This window comes from Desertivirga xinjiangensis (genome assembly GCF_024436435.1).
GTDB lineage: Bacteria > Bacteroidota > Bacteroidia > Sphingobacteriales > Sphingobacteriaceae > Desertivirga > Desertivirga xinjiangensis.
In genome coordinates this window covers 151,263-174,775 of record NZ_JAFMZP010000001.1, presented here as the reverse complement: position 1 = coordinate 174,775, position 23,513 = coordinate 151,263, and the positions used below count along the sequence as shown (strand labels likewise).

Genomic DNA, 23,513 nt, shown 5'->3' with positions numbered 1-23,513 from the left:
AGTTATGATACCTCAAGATGCAGATCAGTACAGTAATCCTGACAATACCCCAAAAGGAAACAGTTCTGAACCCCGTTTACCGGGTGAAGAAAATGAAAACATAAATGAAGGTGCAAAGCAGGAAGATCAGATCGATAAACTGCAGCCGGACGATGAAGCCGATAAAGCGCCTAATAAACTTGGCTCTCCACCCTCACAAGATATTGATTATGGGGGAGATGACTAATAAAATGATTCAGGCATTAAATGCCTGAATCATTTTATCATTTTTTAACATTATTGCCGTCTCGTTCTTCTTGCTTATTTAGGGTATCGGGATCTGGGGTCAAACCTTTTTCGGCTTCAAGAGTAAAAGAGGCCTCTGACGCTTCGGTGGCTTGCTGGATCCTTTCCATGTCGGAATCATAATCATCCTGATTTGCACTCTGATTACTGTTGTCTACTGTATTATCCTCTACCGAATCCTTCTGGCTCTCCTGATCGTTATTATCCGGATCTACATTTTGTATGTTATTCATGCTAATGTTTATTTAATATTCAATTAAATAATGCTGGAAGCCCTGGTTTGTTTTATGTTTCTTTTTATGAGGCAGCCTTTTTAAAAATTTATTCAGGCCTTGTAATCAACATCCATTTAATTAGTTTTGTGAGGAAAAACACACAGCCAGATACTGAACACAGTGCTGGTAAGAATTATTTAATTATCAACCTTAATTGAACTAAGAAATTGAAAACCTTAACAGAAACAGACCGGAATGCACTTACACCGGCAAAAGCTATTGAACTTTTGGAAACCGGAAACAAACGTTTTGTCAACAATCTTAAATTCAACCGCAATCTATTGCAGCAGGTTAACGAAACTTCGAGCGGACAATTTCCATTTGCATTCATTTTAAGCTGCATCGACTCCCGGACCTCAGCCGAACTTATTTTTGACCAGGGTCTGGGCGACGTATTCAGCTGCCGTATCGCAGGCAATGTGCTAAACGAGGACATTTTAGGCAGCATGGAGTTTGCGTGCAAACTGGCCGGGTCAAAAGTAATAGTGGTGCTGGGCCATACAAAGTGTGGTGCTATTAAAGGCGCCTGTGATCATGTAGAGATGGGCAACCTTACAACCCTTCTTAATAAAATTCAACCAGCAGTTCAAGATGAAACCAGCACTACAGAGAACCGCAACTCAAAAAACTCTGTTTTTGTCGAAAATGTCGCGATGATTAATGTCCATCGTACACTTCAGCAAATTACAGAGCAGAGTCCTATTATTGCTGAAATGGTTGAAAATGGCGACATAGCACTGGTTGGAGCGATGTATAACGTTGAAACCGGCATCGTTGACTTTTTTGAAGAAAACATTCATGAGAAAGCATGAGCTATTTGTAAAATAGCTCAAACTTTTCCCAAAAGCCATCCCGGGGCAGAGGAGCAGCGATATCTATCTCTTCCTTCTTTACCGGATGCAAAAACCTTAACCGCTTAGCGTGTAAGCAAATGCTTCTTTTCAGGCTGCCCCGTGGATAACCATATTTGTTATCGCCAACAATGGGGCAGCCTAAAGTAGACAGCTGCACGCGTATCTGATGCGGCCTGCCGGTGATCGGATCAACCTCTATTAAATAGTATCCGTTTAACTCACCAATGAGTTTGTAATTTAATTCAGAACGCAAACTACCCTTAACCTCCTGATCATGGGCTTTTGTGACATTCTTCTGCGGATTCTTCACCAGGTAATGCACGAGGTTACCGCTTTCAGGTACCGGTCTGTTCCTGACTACCGCCCAGTAAGTTTTCTTCATTTCCCTTCCCTTAAACATGGCGTTTATGCGGTCGAGCGCTTTGCTGGTTTTTGCAAAAAGGATAACCCCGCTAACCGGCCTGTCCAGGCGGTGAACCACGCCTAAGAAGGCTCCATTTGGCTTATTATATTTTTTGGCAAGATATTTCTTAACCTTCTCATCAAGAGGCTCATCTCCGGTTTCGTCAACCTGCACAATATCACCTGCGCGTTTATTAACCGCAATTAAATGATTATCTTCAAATAAAACATCCCTGTCGGTTATGTCAAAATGAACGCTTTTGAGTTTATCCATAATATGAAATTGAATCAGAGCCAGCGCTCAGGTCCAATCTTAATTCTTTTCTAATATTGTTCTTTCTCGTTCGGAAAGTCGTTAGCTTTCACATCAGCCACATAGCCTTTAACAGCCCCGTTAATTTCCTCAAATAAGTTGAGGTACTGTCTTAAAAATCTCGGTTTAAATCCTTTGTTTAACCCAAGCATATCATGTATCACCAGCACCTGACCATCGCATCCTGAGCCGGCACCAATGCCGATAGTTGGGATTTTGACGCTTGCAGTAACTTCCTGCGCCAGTTTGGCCGGAATCTTTTCCAGGACCACAGCAAAACACCCTGCCTGTTGAAGAACCTGGATGTCGCTTTTCAGCTTTTCAGCTTCAGCTTCCTCCTTTGCCCTTACCGTATATGTCCCGAACTTGTAGATCGACTGGGGGGTAAGTCCCAGGTGCCCCATCACCGGAATTCCGGCTGTGATAATACGCTCAATTGATTCCCGGATCTCTTCTCCGCCTTCCAGCTTCACGGCATGAGCTCCGGATTCTTTCATGATGCGGATAGCTGAGTTTAAAGCTTCCTTTGAATTTCCCTGGTATGATCCGAATGGGAGATCTACCACCACTAAACTCCGACTGGCTGCCCTGACCACTGACGATGCATGGTAGATCATTTGATCCAGCGTAATGGGAAGCGTAGTTTCGTGTCCTGCCATCACATTCGAAGCTGAGTCTCCAACCAGTATCACATCAATTCCCGCTTCATCCACAATCCTGGCCATTGAATAGTCATACGAAGTCAGCATGGCGATCTTTTCTCCGCCCAACTTCATTTCCTGAAGCGTTTTAGTAGTTATACGCTTGATCTCTTTGTTAACTGACATGGTATTAATTAAGGAAGGACAAAGGTAGAAAGTTAATCGCATCAATGAAACCTGTTATTTTTCGGATCTCCTGAATTAAATTGCATTAAGTGTAAAAATCGCTTTAAAAAATCAGTCTAAACTCATACCTTTGTCTCTTGTGAATTTTGAAGTCAACTGCTTCAGTTTATTGTACCCTGCTGCCGGAATTCCTTCCGGGAATCTTAAGTATTTTCATTCGTTTTTTACACCGCTAAGGCTGAAATACGGCAAGAGTGCAGACTGCCCTACACTGAAAACAGAGCGTGACCTTATACTTAACAAAACAAAAAACTTTAATTTAAAAAATGACTAATTACACCAAATTACCTGCTGTACTGCTGTTGGAGGATGGAACTGTGTATCACGGCAAAGCCGCCGGAAAAATTGGCACAACTACAGGTGAGATTTGTTTTAATACCGGCATGACTGGTTACCAGGAAGTGTTTACCGACCCTTCATATTTCGGACAAATAATGGTGACCACCAATGCGCATATTGGTAATTACGGTGTTAATGACGACGAAATAGAATCAGGCGACATTAAAATTGCCGGTTTGGTTTGTAAGAACTTCAATATCACTTACAGCCGTAAGATGTCAGATAAATCAATCCAGGATTACTTCCAGGAAGAAAACATTGTAGGTATTTCTGATGTAGACACCCGCTCACTGGTTCGTCACATCCGTGATAAGGGAGCGATGAACGCTATTATCTCTTCGGAAGTCCTCGATATTGAGGAACTGAAAAAGACACTGGCTGAGGTTCCCTCAATGGCTGGCCTGGAGCTATCTTCTTTAGTGTCTACCAAGGAGCCTTACTTTTATGGCAAGGAAGATGCGGAACATAAAATTGCTGTATTAGACCTGGGCGTTAAGAAGAACATTCTCCGCAACTTCGATCACCGTGATGTGTATGCAAAGGTATTCCCTGCTACTACCACTTTCGAGGAAATGGAAAAATGGGCTCCTGATGGCTACTTTATTTCAAACGGCCCGGGCGATCCGGCTGCCATGCCTTACGCGATAGAAACAGTGAAAAAAGTTCTTGAGGCAGATAAACCTTTGTTTGGAATATGTTTGGGACACCAGCTTTTGGCGCAGGCTAACGGCATCCGTACGATGAAGATGTTCAACGGTCACCGTGGATTGAACCATCCCGTGAAAAACATCATCATTGATCATTGCGAAGTTACCTCTCAGAACCATGGCTTTGGTGTGGTGCCTGACGATGTAAAGAACTCTGATAAAGTTGAAATTACACACATCAATTTGAACGACAACTCGATCGAAGGGATCCGCGTTAAGGGTAAAAAAGCGTTCTCGGTGCAATATCACCCTGAATCGTCTCCTGGCCCGCACGATTCACGCTATCTTTTTGACCAGTTTGTTGATTCCATGCAAAAAAACTAGGAAATAACTTAAAACCCGCTTGTGTTCGCAGACAACCGGGTTTTTTTATATAATTTAAAGAAAGAAAAATAACATTAATCATTTTTCATTCTTCTAAAAAGAGTATTTTTGGAGCGCTTCGCTGCTTAGTGTCGCAATTACACTAACAGGTTTATTAAAAACAGACCTAAAAACAGGCGATCCAAAAAGGTAAATAATAAAAACAAAAAGAAATGAGCTTAATTTTAGACGTACATGCCCGCCAGATACTTGATTCACGTGGCAACCCTACTATCGAAGTAGATGTAATTACCGAAAATGGCACTATCGGCCGTGCTGCAGTACCATCTGGTGCTTCAACTGGTATGCATGAAGCTGTAGAGCTTCGCGATGGCGACAAATCAAAATATTTGGGTAAAGGCGTTTTAAAAGCTGTAGAGAATGTTAACACTCAGATCGCGAAAGCGTTACAGGGTATGGATGTTTTCGAACAAAACCTGATCGACAGAACTATGATCGAGCTTGACGGAACTGAAAACAAAGGAAACCTTGGTGCTAACGCCATCCTTGGTGTTTCTTTAGCTGTTGCCAAAGCTGCAGCACAGGAAAGTCATCAGCCATTATACCGTTACATAGGCGGTGTGAATGCTAATACATTACCGATCCCAATGATGAACATCATCAATGGCGGTTCTCACTCTGATGCTCCTATCGCATTCCAGGAGTTTATGATCATGCCGGTAGGCGCTCCTTCTTTCTCTGAAGCCCTTCGTTGGGGAGCTGAAGTTTTTCATAACCTAAAAGCTCTTTTACACGACAGAGGTTTATCTACGGCTGTAGGTGACGAAGGTGGTTTTGCTCCAACTTTCGACGGCACTGAAGATGCTATCGAAACTGTATTAAAGGCTATTGAAAAAGCAGGTTACAAGCCTGGCTCTGATATCTGCCTTGCTTTAGATTGTGCTTCTTCTGAGTTCTACAAAGACGGAAAATACAACTATGCTAAATTCGAAGGTGATAAAGGTGCAGTTCGCTCAAGCGAAGAGCAAGCTTCTTACCTTGCTGAATTAACCGAAAAATATCCGATCATTTCTATTGAGGATGGTATGGATGAGAACGACTGGAACGGTTGGAAACTGTTAACAGACAAAATTGGCGACAGAGTTCAATTAGTTGGTGATGACTTATTTGTTACTAATGTTACCCGTTTACAACAAGGTATCGATACTGCAACTGGTAACTCTATCCTTGTTAAAGTAAACCAGATCGGTTCATTAACTGAAACTATCAATGCAGTTTCTTTAGCTCAAACTAATGGTTACACTTCTGTAATGTCGCACCGTTCAGGAGAAACCGAAGATACTACAATTGCTGATCTGGCGGTTGCTTTAAACTGCGGTCAGATTAAAACTGGTTCAGCTTCCCGTTCAGACAGGATCGCAAAATACAACCAGTTACTGCGTATTGAAGAAGAATTAGGTGTTAATGCTAAGTTCATCGGCAAAAACTTCAAATACGCTAAAAAGTAATTTAGCGTTAATAGTATTTAAAAGCCCGCTAGCCGGGCTTTTTTACTTTTACAACAGCTTGTTTTCAATAAATTTATAGTTTTGAATGATGATGATCCGTTTTACAATCTTTTTTCTGTTCGCTGCTTTTTTAGTTAGCTCATGTGCTCCCAAGGCAACACAAACCGGAAAAGCGTCCTTTTACGCTAAGAAATTTAATGGCAGACGCACTGCCAGCGGAGAAAAGTTCAGAAGTTCTAAACGCACCGCCGCACACAGAACGCTTCCCTTTGGAACTAAGGTAAAAGTGACGAACATGAAGAATGGGAAGTCAGTGAAAGTAAGGATCAATGACCGCGGTCCTTTTGTCGCCGGCAGGATCATTGACCTTTCCCGGAAAGCCGCCCGTAAGATTGATATGATCAATCAGGGGGTTGGAACGGTAAAAATTCAATACAGGAAGAAATAGTCAATATCGCACTACATGCCAACGTGGTCAGGATTCTAAAATTACAAATACGTTCATCCCTACCTTTTATCAGTTTTCACTAAACCGCGATACCTGCTCAGTGCTTCGAGGTAATAGTAATCAGCATAGGTCAAAGGAACGTCTACTTCTGATTTATGTGGAATGCTGCCGACACTATGCTTTAGTAGAAATCCTCCGTTGGTTCTCTCAGTGGCTGTGTAAGCAGGAGACGAAAGAGTAAGCAAGATGTTTTCGGCCGCATTCAGGTATTGTTTACCAGTATTTTTGCTTGTATAACCCGCTAGTTCGATTAAGACAGAAGCGATGACCGAAGCAGCCGAAGCGTCCCGAAAAGTATTGGGGATTCCAGGCGCATCAAAATCCCAATAAGGAACACCATCTTTTGGATAACGGGAATGACTGAGAATAAATGAAGCAATTTTATTCGCCTGGTCGAGGTATGTCTCATTTCCCGTTTCGCGATAGGCCATGGTATATCCGTAAAGGCCCCACGCCTGCCCCCTAGCCCAGGCGGATGCGTCTGCAGCTCCCTGATCAGTCCGCTTTAGCCTAACGGCACCGGTTTCAGAGTCATAATTTACCACATGCCATGAACTGTTGTCTGATCGAAAGTGATTGGTCAGAGTCGTATTTGCATGGCGCAACGCAATCTTGTGGAAAGTAGAATCCCCACTGAGTCGTGAAGCGGCGAAAAGAAGCTCAAGGTTCATCATATTATCAATGATAACAAGGAATTCGCCGGGTGTTTTTGAATTCCATGACCGTATACATCCAACCGTTGTGTCAAAACGCGACGCTAAAGACCTGGCACTATTAACGATAATGTCTTTATAACGCTGAGATGGAGCAAGTTTGTCTGCCAGGCCAAAACTGCAATACATCATAAAACCAAGGTCGTGAGTCTCTTTGTTGTACTGTTCTTTTTCGAGTAGCGATAGTCTCCTCAGCGACTCCTGGTATAATTCCTGATCTCCGGTCGCTTTTACCAATAAAAGCAAACTCCCAGGATAAAATCCGCTGCACCACCATCCGGTATCAGTCAGCAATAATTTGCCGTCTTTGTCCAGCGTACGTGGCATCTTATCCTGAGGTACCTGCGTCATAAAGTAACGATACTGCGATTTTGCTCCTTCAAGGCGCGCCCTTGCAAGTTTCAGTATTTTTTTTCTGGGCCGCAGGTTATTAACACTTTGCGCATCTGCAGAAAACACAGTTAAGCTAACTGCCAGAGTCAGCGTAACAAAAAATTTAAAGTTCATCTCCTTTTATGATTACAGCGTTTACGAGCGAATGCCCGAGAAATTTAAAAATACCCACCTTTTTCGGTAATGTCGCGAACTGTCTGACCTTCCTTCACCCAGCCGAAAATCACTTTTTCATTCTCCAAGATTTCTTCGGCACGACGCAACACCTCGTAAGCAATCTCCCGGGGAACCACCAACACTCCGTCAATATCTCCCAGGATTATGTCTCCGGGCCTAACCGTTACAGACCCAATCTGTAAAGCAATCTGGTAATGTGTGATCAAACACCGTCCGAGGCTTCCATTCGATATTCGATATTTATAAAATACCGGAAAATCAGACTCAAGGATCTGATGAGTATCACGAATACCTCCATCAATACATGCTGCCCGCACCTTTTTGCCCTTTGCAGTCGCTGTCATCACTCCTCCCCACAGCGTAGCCTTCTCGTCGCTGCTCGTATCCCAAACAACAAAAGAATCTTCGTGCATGGCATCGAGCATTTGTGTCCGAAACTCCATTTCGCCTGTCACAAGGGTATTTGGAGCACTTTTAACAGTGAAAGCGAATCCAGCGACAGTACGATACTCACGGAGAGGCACAATATGGTTCGGCAGAGCCTGATCAAGCAGGCAAAATTCTCTTAACACATCATTTACGGCACCTGTATACAGGCGCTCAAACCGCAACAGCAACTCCTTTTCCGGAATCGGAAAAAGAGTATCGGGCTTACTTTCTCTTAATTCAATAAGACGCTCGAGATTCATCATCCCGACTTCCTTTTTGTACTGATCGATACTCATCGTTTCTATTTTGTTTTATTATATAAAATTGTATTTTATAATATCAGTAAAAATAGCTGAAATTTTAATAATTCCAAACGTTTTTTAGCAAATTGAGGCGAATAAAATAAATAATCTGATCTCCCAATTTCCGGATATGAGGAACAACATATATTGATATAAAATAAAGGATTGCTGATCCGGGAATTATACCCGATCACGCTTAAAGAAGAATAATACAGCAGTCAAAATTGCAGAAGATCCTATAAAGTAGCTGATCCACAGCCAAGAGAGCCCAGTTGCAAGCCCTAATGATGGTTTTAGCACACCCAGCAGAAAAGGCGAAAACGCGCCTACCAAAAATGCACACATCAGCATAAGGCCTGCGGAAGATGAACGGACAGATGGCCTGACCACCTCAAAGAGCGACGCGAAAATATTCGAGTCGTACGCACCCCGGAAAACCCCGAAAAAGAAAAGCGACAAATAGGTCATTTCAACAGTTGTTGCCGTACTCATCCAGTAAATGAATGGAACACCGGCTAAAAGCGACACTGACTGCAATAACAACCTGTTCCGTGGATTCTTCTTTGAGTAGTAATCAGCCATCATGCCACCACCAATAACCCCCAGAAAAGCACCTACATGATGGTATACCATCGACGAAAAACCTGCCTTTGAGAGTGAGAACCCGAATTTTTCCACCATTAACGAAGGCATCCAGGTAAGATAACCAACGTTCACAAACACCATACAAGCAAATGCAACAGTAAGCAATATCGCGGTTGGCTTTCCTCCCACTTCCCGGGCGGTCGCAAGCACACTTGCTTTTTCTGCTTCTTGTGCAGGAACATCCTTGCGAAGCCGCAGAAAAATTACTATAGCAAGCAGCACCCCAAGCGCACCAAATAAATAGAAAGCGTTTCTCCATCCATAACGTTCAGCGATGAGTCCCGCGATGAGTCCGCTGAGAATAATACCGAAATACACGGCTGTTTGATGAACCGAAAGTGCAAATGAACGCTTTTTCTTGTGCTCCTCGCTGATCAGCGCATTGGCTGCTGGTGCATAAAAGGCTTCGCCTCCACCAGTCGCCACCCCGCGTAGCAGTACGAACTGTGCAACCGTACTTCCCATACCAGTCAGTAAGGTGGCCAGGCTCCAGAAAAGCAAACTTGAGCCGATAATATTTCGTCTGCTCCAGCGGTCGCCGATAAAACCAGCAATAGGGACAAAGACCCCGTACGTCCATACCAGCGACGATGCAATTAGTCCTAATTGCGAATCACTGAGACCAAGATCAGCTTTCACCAGGGGAAGCACTACGCTGAAGATCTGACGATCGGCCTGATTAAGAAAAAAAGCAATCCATAACAGGACTAGTAATTCCCATTTATATCGTGCAGATACGGGCTTTACTGTTGCAGGGGACTTAACTGTTGAATTTGTTTCGGGGATAAACATGGTTATTACTGGTTAGAGGGAAAGGTCAGGGTTTAGAAAAAACAAGTTCCGGTTTCATAAAATCACGATCCATTTTTGCCGGCAGCCTATAGACCTTACCGTCACTATCAGCAAAATAAAGTGATGAGGCAGAACGTTCGCGAGCGTTACCATCGGCCCAAAATGCATAAAAACCCTTATCAGCGTTGACTGGCCTGCGGGGATAAGAGTGATTGAACAAGCTGTTGCGGGTCATCTGCTTTTGCTTCGTCCATGTCACCCCTTTGTCGCGACTTTCCCACATAACAATCTCGCCTCCAGCATTATAAGACTGTGGACCAGTTTCTGTGGGTGCAATTATTCTCCAGACATCTTTCGCAACGTAGAGTGAGCCCATGTCGTAGTTATGATCTGACGAAGTAACACGCGAGATCCGCCATTTCTGACCAGTCCAATAGGCTACATTCCATTGCTTAAGACCATTTTGCACGCCCGGAGCATATCCTTTCCCCGTCTCATAAAGAATGACAGGGTTGCCTTTCCTGTCAAAATTAAGGTCGTTTATATAAACATTCAGGCCTTCGGCGGCATAATCATAAACAAGCGCTTCATTAGAGATGGTTGTAAGAGGCATGTCGGGACTCTTACCAGACGCCGCTTTCCATGATTGGCCATTATCATCGGTGTATAGATAGTATATGTTCGTACGATGATCCAGTCCTTCTCCCTCCGCCAGGTTAGGGTGATAGTTAAACGACGTTCCGACACGATTTTTCCATTGTCCGCTTGTCTGATAGTGACCTTCTTCAATTTTGGCGATGAACTTCCAGTCAGACCAATGTATACCGTCCTTACTGGTCATCCACGCAATATTGCGGGTATTCTTATTCCCAAAACGAAGCTTCCGGTTCTCGTAGGACGTAAATAATCCCAAAAAACCACGTTCTGCATGGTAGTAGACCTGCAAATACGAGAAGTTATCCATGGCTACCGTTCGGCCATTTTCCTGTTTCGTTGCCCTTACCGTTTCAAATTGGCTGATGTCAAATGGCTTAAGGCTTTTATGAATAAAAGAAGGTCGGCCTGTGCCATGAGAAGTGGAAAACAACCAGATATAGCCATCCTTATCTACCTGAATTACCGGATTATCGTGGGCATCGCCTGTCGCTTTGTCCATAACGATGGTTGGCCGCGACACCATTCCTGAACGATGATCGTAATAGCCAACCTGATGGTAAAGGGTGGTCCCGGCCGAATCAGTTCCACCATAGCAGAAAAAGGTTTTATCTTTTTCTTTTACATACACTGAAAATGGATAGTGGTTAGATGGATACGTCCCTAAGCCGCCGCTATATTTATAGGCATATTCGTTACCTGTCGGTCCGATCTGATACCATATCCCTCTGTATCCATCGTCCTGACTGTTCAGCAGCTGAGCTCTGCGTGTCTGTGAAAACACCAATAGAGGAAATAACGTAAGGACAAAAACTTTAAACACCTTTCTCATTTTTGCGAATATTTATTTGGCGCCTGAAACCCTGCCCGGTTGAGCCAGCCGCCGTCTATACGTATTGTTGTGCCAGTAAGGTAGCTGTCCGAAGACAGTAAAGCCAGGATCACCGATGCCACCTCTTCGGGCTGTCCCATCCGGTTTAATGGGATATACTCATTTAATGCAGAGAGCGCCTCTGGATCCTGCCATACGGCAATATTGTTGTCGGATTGAACCGCACCCGGAGCAATGGTGTTAATCCTGATTCCATGCCGGGCAAGTTCCAGAGCAGCTCCCTTCATCAACACCTCCAGGGCACCCTTAGTCGCTCCATATATACTGAAGCCCGGAGAAGGTTGAATTCCGTTTACCGAGGTAACGGTATAAATACTACCCTTCGTTCCGCCAGCCACCATCTTTTCTGCAATCTGCCTGGTTAATAAGAGCGTGCTTTTAAAATTCACTGAAGTAAACAGGTCCAGATCCTCAGTCGAAGCATCGAGAAATTGCCTTTTATAAGACACCCCGGCATTGTTAATCAGAATCTCCAAACCATTCATACATCGCCAGGCCTCAACACCGAGACGTGCTGCTGCCTCGCTATCGCGAAAATCCGCAGAAAAGAGTTCTATTTTTGCACCTGCCGCTCTCACTTCTTCAGCGAGCTCCTGTGCAGCGTCCTGTTCATTGTAATAATGTGCGGCGATATTGACACCAGCCCTTGCTAATCCAAGAACAATAGCTTTGCCGATCGCCGATGTGGCTCCCGTAACCAAAGCTTTCTTTCCATCCAAACTCATAATCCACCTACTGTTGGGTGCCACTCAGGGCGATAAGGATCCTGATGAAAACGAGCATAATAGTCGCCTTTTTGCTCGTAGTATTTTTCGTAATGCTTCATCTTATCTTCATCCAGCGATACACCCAAACCTGGCCCGGAAGGGACTTTGATACAGCCATTTTCATACTTCATCAGGCCGCCTTCAATGATATCGTCGGTGAGGTAATGATAATGTGCATCACCTGCAAAATTCATGGTCGGTATCGTTGATGCGGTATGGATCATTGCTGCCAGTTCAATGCCAAACTCTGCCCCGCTGTGCATGGCAAGCCCGAGGTTAAACGTGTTGCAGACTGCCGCAAGATCCTTTACTCCGCGTGGGCCTTCCCAGTAATGAATATCAGTAAGTACTATATCTACTGCTCCAAGACGAATGGCCGGACCAAGATCATCGAACTTATTGGGATACATATTGGTGGCAATTGGAACCCTAACCTGTTTTCTTACAGCGGCGTTACCCTCAAGTCCCCATGCGGGATCTTCAAAATACTCGATATTCAGGTCTTCAAGTTTCCGGCCTACCCGAACAGCCGTGGCAACTGACCATAAGCCGTTGGGGTCTATCCTCAAGCCGAAATCGTCTCCCAGCTTTTTTCGACAGAGCTCCAGCACGCGTGCCTCTTCCATAGGTTTCTGAACACCTGCCTTAAGTTTCATAGCATTTATGCCCAGGGTCTCATGAAGTTCAACACAATAATCCGCCAGATCTTCAGCACAGGTGTCATGTCCACCGCCCGGTCTGTCATAGCGCCAGAATAAATATCCTATCATCGGCACTTCCGTTCGAACGCTCCCTCCTAAAAGGTCGCTTAATGGCCGATTCAAAACCTTGCCCTGTATATCCAGACAGGCCATCTCTATCGCAGCGTAAAGACGAGAATTTGAAAGATAATAGATACTGCGTAACACCTTAAGTTTGATGAGTTCAAGATGAAACGGATCCATACCGAGTATCCTCGGCTTTAGCTTCTGCAGCGCCATACGCTGATCACCTCCCCCTACTTCACCTAGACCAATGATCCCTTCATCGGTTATGATCTCCAAAATAGTGCGCAAAAAGTATCCGGGATGCACGCCGGTATTATGCCTGAGTTGAGCGTTAAGAGGTATCGCGACACATCGCGTGCGGAAGTCAATAATTTTCATTACTTTATATTATAAAATTAAGTTTTATTATAATCTCAAAAGTATAAAATTCATTTAAACTGGAAAGATTTTTTTTTATCTCGCTTAACTCATTTTTGCCGTAATCCTGCGACTACTCTCCTTAAGCAATTCTACGAGCCCTTTTTTATCGGATTTATTGTAGCGAAGTTCAGGAAGATAAATACTGATACTGGCGACAATCTTCTCTCCGCTGTAAACCGGTACTGCGAGCCCGACAATATTTTGTTTGGTAAGTTGAATGGCAAACCCTTCCTTTCGGATCTTTTTGACGGCACTTAAAAAGGTCTTTTCGTCGGATACCCCTTCCCACTCCATCTCTTTGGGCAGTCCATATTTGTCTGTAAAGCGTTGTAGTTCTGCATCCGGCAGCATAGCAACCAGAAGGCGCCCGGTAGCAGCATCATATGCACGCTTCTCTACCGGTGTACTTGCCTGAAGGGGCTGAGTACTTTCAGCACGAAGCAGTATCAATCGCATTTCATTATGTAAAACTGCCAGCAAGGAGTTTTCATTTAGTTTTGCCGTGATCTGATCCAGTTCGTCTCTTGCAGCCGTCGTGAGATCTTTTTTGTACGATTCATTCCCTGTGAGTCCGTAGGCCATGGGGCCAAGACAATAACCTTTCTTTTTATCCACTTTCTCAATGTACTTACGTCCAACCATTGTTTTAATGATGTTGGCGCAGGTCCCCGCATTAAGATTAAGTGCCTCAGCGATCTCCGTGAGTGATCGATGTCTTTCAGGCTCTTTTGCGAGAAACTCTAAAATGTCAAATGCGCGGTTAATAACTTGTATCATTCAAAATCTAATTTTATATTATAAAGCAAGATAATAAATACTTGCAAATCTCTAGTTAATTTTCTCCCTTCCTTGCTCTCCTGCCATAAAAGTGCAGGCGTCAGTCGGTTGCCGTATCGGTCACATCCTTCAGCGGGGCAATGGACCACACTTTAGACAACTCATTGTTTGATTATTTAAGCCAGAATCAGTTTCGACGAGTAACAAGCTCCCTCCAACAACAGGATCATAAAGAGGATAAGTGACTCGCAAATCCTTTCCAGACAAAAAATTTATTTGACAATATTAAACCTTTCATTACTTTTACACAATAATATAAAGTCTAATTTTATATTATAAAATATCCATTTTTAAACCTCTGTCATGATCATATGAAAATGATGGAAAAAAAATCCAATTATGAAAAAGTATTTACTTGGAAATTTTCTGATGATTTGCCTGATGCTTGTTTGCGAGCAAGTGAGGAGTCAGGCTTACAACTGGAATCAGGTGCGCATTGGAGGGGGAGGCAATGTCACCAGCTTCAAAACACATCCGCTCGTTCCTAACCTTTTTTTCATTACAACGGATGTAGGGACTCCGTACCGCTGGAACCATAATACCCAGCGATGGGAAGAAATGATGCTATTTAATAAAATTCCACTGGTTTACTGGAACTGGGAATTTAATCAGCGATGTGGCGACCTCGCCATCGACCCAAATGATCCGACAGGCAATATCCTGTACGCTACTGTCGAGAACGGAGCCGGGGTGGCCCCAGGAAAAGGCGACAGTAAAAAGGGTACCGTCATGAGGTCGGCAGATCGTGGTCAGACCTGGGTGGATATGGGACTCGCAGTATCGATAAAACCGAATGAAGACCAATCTATTTCAGACCGCCTGGTTGTAGATCCCCAAAATAGTAATGTTATTTATTTGACGACGCGGGAGAATGGCACTTTCCGCAACGACTCAGCAAATGTGCCCGGATCTGCCTGGCACAAGTTAAATACGCCCGGCATTTCCGATAAATTTAGCTACGTCAACAGTAAAGGAGAAACAGTTATTCTCCCCCAAACCAGGTTCATTGCAATTGACAAGACCAAAGGGATGATCAATGGCCGCAGCAAGTACGTTTATCTTGGTGGCCCTGATGGCGTATATCTGAGTACCGATGGAGGAAATAACTTCGCTAAAATGTCGGGAAGCCCGGGCGAGCCCAGGCGCGTTTCTTTAGCGAACGACGGCGTAATGTACGTAAACCGATTCAAGGCCTCAGCAGTACGTTCGACAGGAGGCCGAGGACTCTGGAGGTGGGATGGCAACAACTGGAGCGAAGTTTCGCCAATTGCCGATAGCGTATGGGCTGCATTCGCCGTAAATCCGCTTAACAGCCAGGAGCTTATTGTTAGCACCGCTGGTTCATGGAATTCCGATTTTGCGTACCGCTCCAATGCAGGGGGGGCAGCAGGCTCATGGGGAAGCCGTATGACGATTACCCGTGATAACTCAGAGGCACCGCACTCAAAAAACGACAATGTTTCTAGCGGTAATATCGGACATAACCTTAATACCTTCGTATTCGATCCGCACAATCCCGGCCATGTCTGGTTTGTAGATATGCTCGACGTGGGACAGACGACCAATGTTTGGGCCCCCATTGTAAACTGGAAATTGCGTGACGCTGGACTGGAAGAACTTGTTGTGACAGGTCCCCTGGTCGCTCCCTCCTCAGGCAAAAATTTATTACTATCCGCAACAGCGGATATAGGAGGAGCAGATCACCGCTCATTGACAGAACCTCCGCAAAAAGGTGTCAACACCTGGATCAGCGCCAATAGAGGCGCTAACAACACTGGATCCGCCTACCAGGAAACCAATCCGAACTTTATAGTCAGGGTAGGTAGCAATGGATGGGATGGCCCTGGAGTAGGAGGATATTCAACGAACGGCGGTGACAGTTACACACAATTCCCTACTCCTCCATCAAGCATGGTTCGAGGACGGGTCGCTGTGTCAGCAACCTCAGAAACGATCGTCTGGGTTCCAATGGGATCTGGCGCTCCTCGGTACAGTACCAACCGGGGTACGAGTTGGACTATATGTGCAGGTGCTCCTACAGAAGTGATTAAAGGTGCCAACCAATTCGATGTTTATGCTGGACAGAACCCTCTCACTGCAGATAAGGTAATTGGAAATAAGTTCTACATCTATAAGCAGGGGGCAATCTATGTAAGTGTAGACGGTGGCGCTAACTTCACGCAGTACGCCAATGTACTTCCAAGCGTTGGTCCCGGTGCAGGCTATTTCACTCTTGAATCAACCCCTGGCAAGGCCAATGACCTTTGGTTTTCCTCCTTTAACCATGGACTTTTTCACTCAAGCGATGGAGGACAAAGTTTTTCGCGGGTAAACACATCTTTTGTAACTAACCCTTATTGGTTTGCTATCGGTAAGGCAGATAGTACTGCAGCCAATAATATTCTTTTCATTGGCAGTGAAGCAAAAGCAATTGATGGCAAGTTTTATGCTCTGTTCCGTTCCGATGACGATGGTGCCTCCTGGACCACCATTGCAAATCCTGCTCCCGGCGTTATTAAAACGATGGCTGCAGATAGAAACGGTCGACTGTTCCTTGGCGTCACCGGGAATGGAATTTTTGTCGGGGAACCCACGCTCGGACCTGTAACTGGCATAAACATCACCGGCCCAGCCGATTCTGTTGTAGTAGCAGATTCTCTCAAACTTAAAGCAAACCTGACCCCGGCCTTTCCAGACGATAATACCATCGTATGGTCCTCATCCGACACGAGCAAAGCTATTGTGGATGCGTACGGCATTGTTCATGCACTTGCGGAAGGCAATGTTGTGATCCGGGCAACTGCTGCAAGCAACGTGTACGCCGAATATACAATCCGTGTAAGACCCGTTGTACACCCCGACAGCGTCGTTGTTGACCCGGTGATGTATCTGGGTTTAGGGATGACCACTAACGTCGAGGCGAGGGTGTTTCCGGTAAACACTACCAATAAAACCACTATCTGGACGTCTTCCAACTCCGCTGTTGCTTCGGTAACTTCCGCCGGGCTTATTAAAGCAAATGCAACAGGTACGACGATCATCACTGCTACTACCCAGGATGGCGCCAAAACTGCCTCCTCCGAATTAATCATAAGCAACACCGCTAAGGCAACGAATGCAGGTGGTCCGGCGACAGGAAAGTTTGCACCTGAAAACCCGGGCGAGCCCTACACTACAAACAGTATCTGGGTTACCACAACAGGCACCGCCGTTAGTACCGCGGGAGCCATTGATCCAGCCCCCGCGACTCTTTATCAATCTCAAAGACTTGGAGGTGCCAACTTTACTTACACATATTCAGGCTTAGTGCCCAGCGCAAATTACACCATTCGCCTGCACTTTGCAGAGATTGTACCTAATATGATTACTGGATCAAGAATATTTCATGTAACAACAGGCTTATCGACCGATACCCTTCTGAAAAATTTCGACATTTATGCCGCAGCTGGCGGTCGTTACAAAGCAATAGTAAGAGAGTTTGTCCGGCAATCAGATGCAGGCGGCGTTCTAAAGCTCACCTTCCGGAAGAAGACCAGCTATCCAGCGATCAACGGCATGGAACTGCTGATGACCCCGGTAGCAGGTATAAATATCGGACAGGACTCGGCAGGTGTGGGAATAAACGACACTACAACCCTTTCTAAAACGATTCTCCCTGCAGGAGCAACCAACACCGCTGTGAACTGGCGATCATCAGACAATACCATTGTAACTGTCGATGCTGCCGGCAAAATCACTGGCAAAGCTCCCGGTCTCGCGTGGATATATGCAACTACACAAGAAAGCCAGTTTACTGATTCTATTAAAATTAATTCTTTTCATATTCCTGTTTCATCAGTAGCACTGAACCGTACTTCCGACACTGTCGGTGTTAAAAACACGATATCACTTTCCGCTACAGTTCTCCCTTCGAACGCTTCCAACAAAAAAGTGATATGGCATTCTTCGGATACCACAATCGTTAAGGTGAACCAAAATGGCGTTATCACTGGCGTTTCGCCAGGAATTGCTTCGATTTCAGCTATTACCGAAGATCTCGGTCTGACCGCAACATCGAGCATTCGTGCAGAAAATATACTGGTTGACACGCTCGTCGTTACCAGGTATCAATCTACCCTCGGAGTGAACGATACGACTACTTTCCGAGCAAAAGTTCAGCCCACTAATGCGAGTCTCCAAACCTTCACATGGCTTTCTTCCGACACTACAAAAGCGAAAGTGAATCAAAACGGACTTGTCACCGCTATTGCGCCGGGCTCTGTGATCATTTCGGCTAGGGCCGACGACGAAGGAGCAACAGAAACGAGCAATAGTCTGAATATCCTGCCCCTGGAGCAATGCGGCATTTTGACGAACCAAGGCTTCGAGAGTGGTTTCTTCAATTGGCTCCGCTATCAAAACGGCTCACCTAGCTCAACGGCGGTAACAACTACACAGAGCGAAGTGCACAGCGGCTATCGCGCGGCTGAGCTTCGAGGCACCTCGGCTTCCATAAACTATTATACTAACCCGCCTTTAACTGCAGGAAGCACTTTCACGCTGAAAGTATGGGCAAAAATTGGCAGCACACCTCTCGCAAGTAACCCCGCCGTAGCAGAATTTCCGGATTGGGCTGGCATTGGCTTAGACTGCCTTGATTCCACCGGCGCAAAAATTCCTGGAACGGCCCAACAGATCGTTTTGCACAACAGGCCGGAGAACCGTCTGAATTATGCAGAATATACTATTTCCGGCACAGCGCCAGCGGGAACGGCAAAGCTGGGTTTCTGGGCTACAAAGTCAAACCAGCGCGGCCGGTTATTACTTGATGACTTTTGCCTTACAACATCCGTTCCAGTTAACGGCATAAGTATAGACCCTGCATCGGCCTCCGAATATGAAGGGGTATCCAAACAATTCACTGCAGCCGTATTACCGTCAAACGCCATCAACAAAAAGGTAAACTGGTCATCACTAAATCCTTCGATAGCTTCTGTAGACTCCACCGGGCTGGTCACCGGAATAACTGCAGGAATTGCACACATTGTCGCTACAACCCAAGACGGCGGTTTTACCGACACCGCAACGTACACAGTTATTAGCACCCGCCTAATGGCAGTGGATGCGGGAGCTACAAGCGCCACCAACGGATTTTCCGCCGATCAGTATTATGGCGGAGGATCAACTTCAACATCCACCTCTTCAATCCTTGTAGATACTTCGGGCACATCCCTTCAGGTTCCCCCCTCAATTTATCAAAGTAAGCGCTATGGCGTGAACTTTCGTTACCTGCTGACCGGGTTTACTCCTGGTGCTAATTACAAAATCAGGCTTTATTTTACGGAATCCTATTGGAACGCCCCTAACAAACGAGTGTTCAGCGTGTCTGTAAACAGCATAGCTAAGATCAACAATCTTGATATCTTCGCCGAAACAGGAGGCATGAACCACGCCCTTGTGAGGGAAATTACAGCCTCCGCCGACTCTATTGGACGTCTGAATATTGGTTTCGCCCGTTCCAAAGACAATGCAATTATAAGTGCAATTGAAGTCTTTATGGTTCCTTCTGAAAATATGTTGTTAAGCACCTCAGCCCTTTCAACGACAAGAGCATCGGCACTGGTGCCAAATCATCTGAAACCGGCAAAAGAAATTACTCTCATGAAAAAAGTGATAGTATATCCTAATCCAGTTTCTGAACGGACTTTGCATGTAAGACTTACTGGCTTTGAGTCAGGCCGTAAGGTCAGATTCGTGTTAATAAACATCAGTACCGGACAAGACGTCATCCGCAGCGAAGCAAACCTTACAGGAGAGGAAACAACAGATATCCCGATAGATCTTCCACCTCTTTTGCAGGGCGCATATAACCTGAAGGTGATAAGCGGCAATGATGTTTTTAATTCAAAAGTAATAGTTAGATAATGCCGCATATACTTTTATTTCTTGCAATAGCAATTATAACAATTCATAGGGCTGCCATAGCGCAGCCCTTGAACACTTCATTTCGTCCAGGCAAAAAATGGACAGACACTAATGGCAATCCCATACAAGCTCACGGCGGGGGGATCTTATTCTACGAAGGCACATACTACTGGTATGGTGAGAACAAAGATTCGGTGAACGCGCCGATGGTAGTCTTGCCAGGGTGGAGTGTAGACCGCGTTGATGTGATCGGTGTCTCGTGTTATTCATCCAAAGATATGTACAACTGGAAATTTGAAAGTCTGGCATTACCTGCCGCCAAAAATAATCCGGAAAGTGATCTTCATCCTAAAAAAGTAGTCGAGCGGCCGAAGGTGATCTATAACAGGATCACAAAAAAATTTGTCATGTGGCTGCATATTGACTCCGAGGACTACAAAGCGGCCCGTTCTGGTGTAGCAATAGCAGACAAACCTGAAGGGCCTTTCACCTACCTGGGAAGCTTTCGCCCTAACGGCTTAATGGCCCGCGACATGACACTCTTTGCCGACGACGATGGCAAAGCCTATCAGTTTTACTCATCCGAGGATAACAAAACAATGATTGTTAGCGAGCTAACAGCCGATTACCTTAAACCATCAGGCCGTTATAAGCGAATTTTCATCGATCAATCCAGGGAAGCCCCGGCGGTGTTTAAACATAATGAAAAATATTATTGTATCACCTCTGGTTGCACTGGCTGGGCTCCAAATCCTTCTGAATATGCAGTTGCGGACTCCCCTTTAGGTGAATGGCAGGTAAAAGGCAACCCGGCCAAAGGCGAGGGTGCCCAAACAACATTCAATGCCCAGGGCACTTTTGTAATTCCTGTTCAGGGAAAAGCGAACACTTACATCTTTATGGCAGACCGCTGGCTGAATAAGGAGCTGAAAAACTCTTCCTATGTTTGGCTCCCCTTACAAGTCAAGCCAGATGGCAGCCTGGAGATCTATTACAAAAAAGAATGGAAACTTTCCGAATTTACACCATGACCCACATCCGCACACTTCTCACTTATACACTGGTGGCCGGGCTAACACTCTCGGCTTCTGGGCAACATGCACTTCCTAAAATTGCCAACACTTTTTTACCTCAGGGGGAATCTACTCATCGTATCAATAACACAGCAAAAGCCATCGTTGCAACCAGTCCGCCCATGGGTTGGAACTCCTGGAACAACTTTGGTCTCGACATCACCGAAGACGAATTCAAAAAGCAGGTGGATTATGCCGCCGAAAAGCTCCGGCCCTATGGCTACGAATATATGGTGATCGACGCATCATGGTATTCGCCAAGTGTTTCCGCCGATCCGCGGAGCGCATTCCATCACCCAAAGTATGCACGTCACGACGCAAACATAGACGAATTTGGCCGTCTTCTTCCTGCTGCCAATAAATTCCCTTCAGCAAAAGGATCGCTGAAGTATCTGGCCGACTACGTACATGCAAAAGGTATGAAATTCGGCATTCACCTTAACCGGGGTATTCCATGGCAGGCGGTAGATCGGGATCTCCCTATCAAAGGCAACCGCAGCAGAGCAAAAGACATAGCTAATCCGGCAGACATATGTGAATGGTTCAACGCCACTTACGGTATCGATATGTCGGTCACAGGTGCACAGGAATACTACAACTCGGTTTTTGAACTCTATGCATCGTGGGGGATTGATTTTGTGAAGGTGGATGACCTTTCTATGCCCTATCACGCCGACGAAATAACAGCTATCCGTAAAGCCATTGAGCGAACCGGAAGGCAGATTATTTTCAGCACATCTCCTGGCTCCACTCCAATCACTGCAAGATATCATGTAATGAATAATGCAGATATGTTCCGCATTTCGTCCGATTTCTGGGATAACAGGTCTCAGTTGAGGCAACAATTTAATTTCGCCGCCCAATGGGCCACTCATTCGGTTAATTTTCCAGGACGCTGGCCTGATCTGGATATGCTTCCCTTTGGCAAAGTAGCCACACGCTCAGGCGATGCCGGAGGGGAACGTTTTACCAATTTCACGAAAGACGAACAATACTCCGTCATGACGCTCTGGAGTATTGCCCGTTCACCCCTGATTATCGGTAACGACCTGCTGCAAAACGACCCCTTTACTCTGAGCCTTCTCACGAATCCCGAAGTCATCGAAGTTAATCAGAAAGGCAATAAGCAACGGGAAATCTTAAATAAAGACGGGATAATAATATGGGAATCAATAGCTGCTGATCAAAAAAGCAAATACCTGGCTGTCTTCAACCAGAATGACCATCATCAGGAAGTATCAATAGAACTTGCGAAGCTTGGATTTACATCCTCCTGTAACATACGCGACCTCTGGAAACGGGAGAACACTGGCGCTTCCCCGGCAGTAAAAACCTCAATCCCCGCACACGGAGCTCGTTTGTTCAGGGTCACACCTTTAAAATAATGCAGAGAAAAGTTTTAATTGTTCTTCTTTCCCTAATTCTAGCTTTCATTGGCGGATATGGCCAGGATAAAAAGCACAGGGTGATCATCCTTTCGGACATTGGTGGCTACGACGAGGACGATGATCAGTCGTTTATTCACTATCTCTTCTACGCCGACTGCTTTGCCACGGAAGGCTTGATCTCATCACCTCCCGGCAAAGGAAGAGCAAAAGATTTTAGGGAGGTGATTGATCTCTACCGGAAAGACTATTCTAAGCTCCAGAGACATGGTTCGTTTCCCTCACCTCGAATACTTGAAAAGGTAGTCAAGCAGGGAGCTGTTGAGCCTGCACCCGCTGCCGGACACAGTTCCCCCACAGAGGGCTCGAAATGGCTGATCCGGTGTGCAAGAAAACCGGATCCAAGGCCTTTATTCATTCTTGTTTGGGGATCGATTACCGACCTGGCGCAGGCAGTGCACGACGCTCCCGATATTAAACCAAAATTGCGGGTTCATTTTATCGCCTCATGGAATCAACGACAAGATTCAGCAGCATTCCGGTATATTGAAAAGTATCATACCGACATCTGGATGATACAGGACAACAGCACTTTCAGAGGCTGGTACAGCGGCGGAATACAAACCGGAGACCTCGGAAACAAAAGCTTCGTGGAACAGCACATTGCAAGAGCCGGCGCGATGGGAAGCTACTTCGCCACACTCAAGCAAGGAAGTATAAAGATGGGAGATTCTCCTTCGGTAGCCAGACTGCTTTACGGAAATCCTGAGAACCCCGAAGAAGATAGCTGGGGCGGAAGATTTAGCCCCCTAGACACAGGCCGCCATTGGTGGATAGACGATACCTCAGCCAACCTGAAGGAAGGACCCTATCCGGGAGCCAGAACTGTTAACAAATGGCGTGAGGCATACTTGCGCGACTGGCAAAAAAGACTTAGCTGGCTTTCTAAAATCAGATAAAC

The 23,513-nt window shown here is 45.4% G+C and carries 19 protein-coding genes; 9 read left to right on the top strand and 10 right to left on the bottom strand.

Annotated elements, in window-relative coordinates; all coding sequences use genetic code 11:
• Window positions 1-4 precede the first annotated feature (4 nt).
• Complete coding sequence (locus J3P37_RS00735) at window positions 5-226, top strand: hypothetical protein (protein WP_256009067.1); 222 nt, start codon at window positions 5-7, stop codon at window positions 224-226.
• A gap of 37 nt (window positions 227-263) precedes the next feature.
• On the opposite strand, the gene J3P37_RS00730 is transcribed toward J3P37_RS00735, so the two are convergent.
• A complete protein-coding gene (locus J3P37_RS00730) occupies window positions 264-518 on the bottom strand; it encodes a hypothetical protein (RefSeq protein WP_256009066.1) in 255 nt (84 codons plus the stop codon).
• Window positions 519-727: 209 nt separating this feature from the next.
• Between J3P37_RS00730 and J3P37_RS00725 the strand changes: the two genes are divergently transcribed.
• Window positions 728-1,372: a carbonic anhydrase family protein gene (locus tag J3P37_RS00725; protein WP_256009065.1), complete on the top strand. Its 645-nt coding sequence runs from the start codon at window positions 728-730 to the stop codon at window positions 1,370-1,372.
• 1 nt (window position 1,373) lies between these two features.
• On the opposite strand, the gene J3P37_RS00720 is transcribed toward J3P37_RS00725, so the two are convergent.
• Together J3P37_RS00720 and panB are read right to left on the bottom strand one after the other, a co-directional pair.
• The gene (locus tag J3P37_RS00720; RefSeq protein WP_256009064.1) at window positions 1,374-2,090 is read right to left on the bottom strand and encodes an RluA family pseudouridine synthase; all 717 of its coding nucleotides are present in this window, start codon (window positions 2,088-2,090) and stop codon (window positions 1,374-1,376) included.
• A 50-nt stretch (window positions 2,091-2,140) separates the two neighbouring features.
• The gene (gene panB, locus J3P37_RS00715; RefSeq protein ID WP_256009063.1) at window positions 2,141-2,956 is read right to left on the bottom strand and encodes a 3-methyl-2-oxobutanoate hydroxymethyltransferase; all 816 of its coding nucleotides are present in this window, start codon (window positions 2,954-2,956) and stop codon (window positions 2,141-2,143) included.
• A gap of 326 nt (window positions 2,957-3,282) precedes the next feature.
• On the opposite strand from panB, the gene carA reads away from it, so the two are divergent.
• The 3 genes from carA (at window position 3,283) to J3P37_RS00700 (ending at window position 6,342) form a co-directional block, all read left to right on the top strand.
• Window positions 3,283-4,386: a glutamine-hydrolyzing carbamoyl-phosphate synthase small subunit gene (carA, locus tag J3P37_RS00710; RefSeq protein WP_256009062.1), complete on the top strand. Its 1,104-nt coding sequence runs from the start codon at window positions 3,283-3,285 to the stop codon at window positions 4,384-4,386.
• Between the two features lie 212 nt (window positions 4,387-4,598).
• Window positions 4,599-5,894: a phosphopyruvate hydratase gene (gene eno, locus J3P37_RS00705; RefSeq protein WP_256009061.1), complete on the top strand. Its 1,296-nt coding sequence runs from the start codon at window positions 4,599-4,601 to the stop codon at window positions 5,892-5,894.
• Window positions 5,895-5,979: 85 nt separating this feature from the next.
• Window positions 5,980-6,342, top strand: coding sequence for a septal ring lytic transglycosylase RlpA family protein (locus J3P37_RS00700; protein ID WP_256009060.1), 363 nt, complete (start codon window positions 5,980-5,982; stop codon window positions 6,340-6,342).
• 59 nt (window positions 6,343-6,401) lie between these two features.
• On the opposite strand, the gene J3P37_RS00695 is transcribed toward J3P37_RS00700, so the two are convergent.
• The 7 genes from J3P37_RS00695 to J3P37_RS00665 form a co-directional block, all read right to left on the bottom strand.
• Window positions 6,402-7,622 carry a YyaL domain-containing protein gene (locus J3P37_RS00695; protein ID WP_256009059.1) on the bottom strand — a complete coding sequence of 407 codons (1,221 nt, stop codon included), beginning with the start codon at window positions 7,620-7,622 and terminating at the stop codon, window positions 6,402-6,404.
• A gap of 44 nt (window positions 7,623-7,666) precedes the next feature.
• Entirely contained in the window at window positions 7,667-8,410 is a 744-nt protein-coding gene (locus tag J3P37_RS00690; protein ID WP_256009058.1) for an RraA family protein, read from the bottom strand.
• Between the two features lie 186 nt (window positions 8,411-8,596).
• Window positions 8,597-9,853, bottom strand: a complete 1,257-nt coding sequence (locus J3P37_RS00685) for an MFS transporter (RefSeq protein ID WP_256009057.1) — start codon at window positions 9,851-9,853, stop codon at window positions 8,597-8,599.
• Between the two features lie 25 nt (window positions 9,854-9,878).
• Window positions 9,879-11,339, bottom strand: a complete 1,461-nt coding sequence (locus tag J3P37_RS00680; RefSeq protein WP_256009056.1) for a BNR-4 repeat-containing protein — start codon at window positions 11,337-11,339, stop codon at window positions 9,879-9,881.
• A complete protein-coding gene (locus J3P37_RS00675) occupies window positions 11,336-12,124 on the bottom strand; it encodes an SDR family NAD(P)-dependent oxidoreductase (RefSeq protein ID WP_256009055.1) in 789 nt (262 codons plus the stop codon). The genes J3P37_RS00680 and J3P37_RS00675 overlap by 4 nt, the downstream gene beginning before the upstream one ends.
• Window positions 12,121-13,311, bottom strand: coding sequence for an enolase C-terminal domain-like protein (locus J3P37_RS00670; protein ID WP_256009054.1), 1,191 nt, complete (start codon window positions 13,309-13,311; stop codon window positions 12,121-12,123). Before J3P37_RS00670 ends, J3P37_RS00675 begins: the two co-directional genes overlap by 4 nt.
• 84 nt (window positions 13,312-13,395) lie before the next feature.
• Window positions 13,396-14,130, bottom strand: a complete 735-nt coding sequence (locus tag J3P37_RS00665; RefSeq protein ID WP_256009053.1) for an IclR family transcriptional regulator — start codon at window positions 14,128-14,130, stop codon at window positions 13,396-13,398.
• 399 nt (window positions 14,131-14,529) lie between these two features.
• Here J3P37_RS00665 and J3P37_RS00660 point away from each other — a divergent pair, with 399 nt between their 5' ends.
• The 4 genes from J3P37_RS00660 to J3P37_RS00645 are packed head-to-tail and all read left to right on the top strand — an operon-like array spanning window position 14,530 to window position 23,511.
• Window positions 14,530-20,094, top strand: a complete 5,565-nt coding sequence (locus J3P37_RS00660; RefSeq protein ID WP_256009052.1) for an Ig-like domain-containing protein — start codon at window positions 14,530-14,532, stop codon at window positions 20,092-20,094.
• Window positions 20,094-21,125 (top strand): glycoside hydrolase family 43 protein, encoded by a 1,032-nt coding sequence (locus tag J3P37_RS00655; RefSeq protein ID WP_256009051.1) that lies wholly within the window; start codon window positions 20,094-20,096, stop codon window positions 21,123-21,125. The genes J3P37_RS00660 and J3P37_RS00655 overlap by 1 nt, the downstream gene beginning before the upstream one ends.
• The gene (locus J3P37_RS00650) at window positions 21,098-22,552 is read left to right on the top strand and encodes a glycoside hydrolase family 27 protein (RefSeq protein ID WP_256009050.1); all 1,455 of its coding nucleotides are present in this window, start codon (window positions 21,098-21,100) and stop codon (window positions 22,550-22,552) included. The genes J3P37_RS00655 and J3P37_RS00650 overlap by 28 nt, the downstream gene beginning before the upstream one ends.
• Window positions 22,552-23,511 (top strand): DUF1593 domain-containing protein, encoded by a 960-nt coding sequence (locus J3P37_RS00645; RefSeq protein WP_256009049.1) that lies wholly within the window; start codon window positions 22,552-22,554, stop codon window positions 23,509-23,511. Before J3P37_RS00650 ends, J3P37_RS00645 begins: the two co-directional genes overlap by 1 nt.
• Window positions 23,512-23,513: the final 2 nt, after the last annotated feature.

Bases quoted from the DNA above. Each gene is read 5' to 3' on its own strand.
- J3P37_RS00685 (WP_256009057.1), bottom strand. From the start codon at position 9,853: ATGTTTATCCCCGAAACAAATTCAACAGTTAAGTCCCCTGCAACAGTA.
- J3P37_RS00680 (WP_256009056.1), bottom strand. From the start codon at position 11,339: ATGAGAAAGGTGTTTAAAGTTTTTGTCCTTACGTTATTTCCTCTATTG.
- eno (WP_256009061.1), top strand. From the start codon at position 4,599: ATGAGCTTAATTTTAGACGTACATGCCCGCCAGATACTTGATTCACGT.
- J3P37_RS00720 (WP_256009064.1), bottom strand. From the start codon at position 2,090: ATGGATAAACTCAAAAGCGTTCATTTTGACATAACCGACAGGGATGTT.
- J3P37_RS00730 (WP_256009066.1), bottom strand. From the start codon at position 518: ATGAATAACATACAAAATGTAGATCCGGATAATAACGATCAGGAGAGC.
- J3P37_RS00700 (WP_256009060.1), top strand. From the start codon at position 5,980: ATGATGATGATCCGTTTTACAATCTTTTTTCTGTTCGCTGCTTTTTTA.
- J3P37_RS00695 (WP_256009059.1), bottom strand. From the start codon at position 7,622: ATGAACTTTAAATTTTTTGTTACGCTGACTCTGGCAGTTAGCTTAACT.
- carA (WP_256009062.1), top strand. From the start codon at position 3,283: ATGACTAATTACACCAAATTACCTGCTGTACTGCTGTTGGAGGATGGA.
- J3P37_RS00655 (WP_256009051.1), top strand. From the start codon at position 20,094: ATGCCGCATATACTTTTATTTCTTGCAATAGCAATTATAACAATTCAT.
- panB (WP_256009063.1), bottom strand. From the start codon at position 2,956: ATGTCAGTTAACAAAGAGATCAAGCGTATAACTACTAAAACGCTTCAG.
- J3P37_RS00690 (WP_256009058.1), bottom strand. From the start codon at position 8,410: ATGAGTATCGATCAGTACAAAAAGGAAGTCGGGATGATGAATCTCGAG.
- J3P37_RS00670 (WP_256009054.1), bottom strand. From the start codon at position 13,311: ATGAAAATTATTGACTTCCGCACGCGATGTGTCGCGATACCTCTTAAC.
- J3P37_RS00665 (WP_256009053.1), bottom strand. From the start codon at position 14,130: ATGATACAAGTTATTAACCGCGCATTTGACATTTTAGAGTTTCTCGCA.
- J3P37_RS00660 (WP_256009052.1), top strand. From the start codon at position 14,530: ATGAAAAAGTATTTACTTGGAAATTTTCTGATGATTTGCCTGATGCTT.
- J3P37_RS00675 (WP_256009055.1), bottom strand. From the start codon at position 12,124: ATGAGTTTGGATGGAAAGAAAGCTTTGGTTACGGGAGCCACATCGGCG.
- J3P37_RS00650 (WP_256009050.1), top strand. From the start codon at position 21,098: ATGGAAACTTTCCGAATTTACACCATGACCCACATCCGCACACTTCTC.
- J3P37_RS00645 (WP_256009049.1), top strand. From the start codon at position 22,552: ATGCAGAGAAAAGTTTTAATTGTTCTTCTTTCCCTAATTCTAGCTTTC.
- J3P37_RS00735 (WP_256009067.1), top strand. From the start codon at position 5: ATGATACCTCAAGATGCAGATCAGTACAGTAATCCTGACAATACCCCA.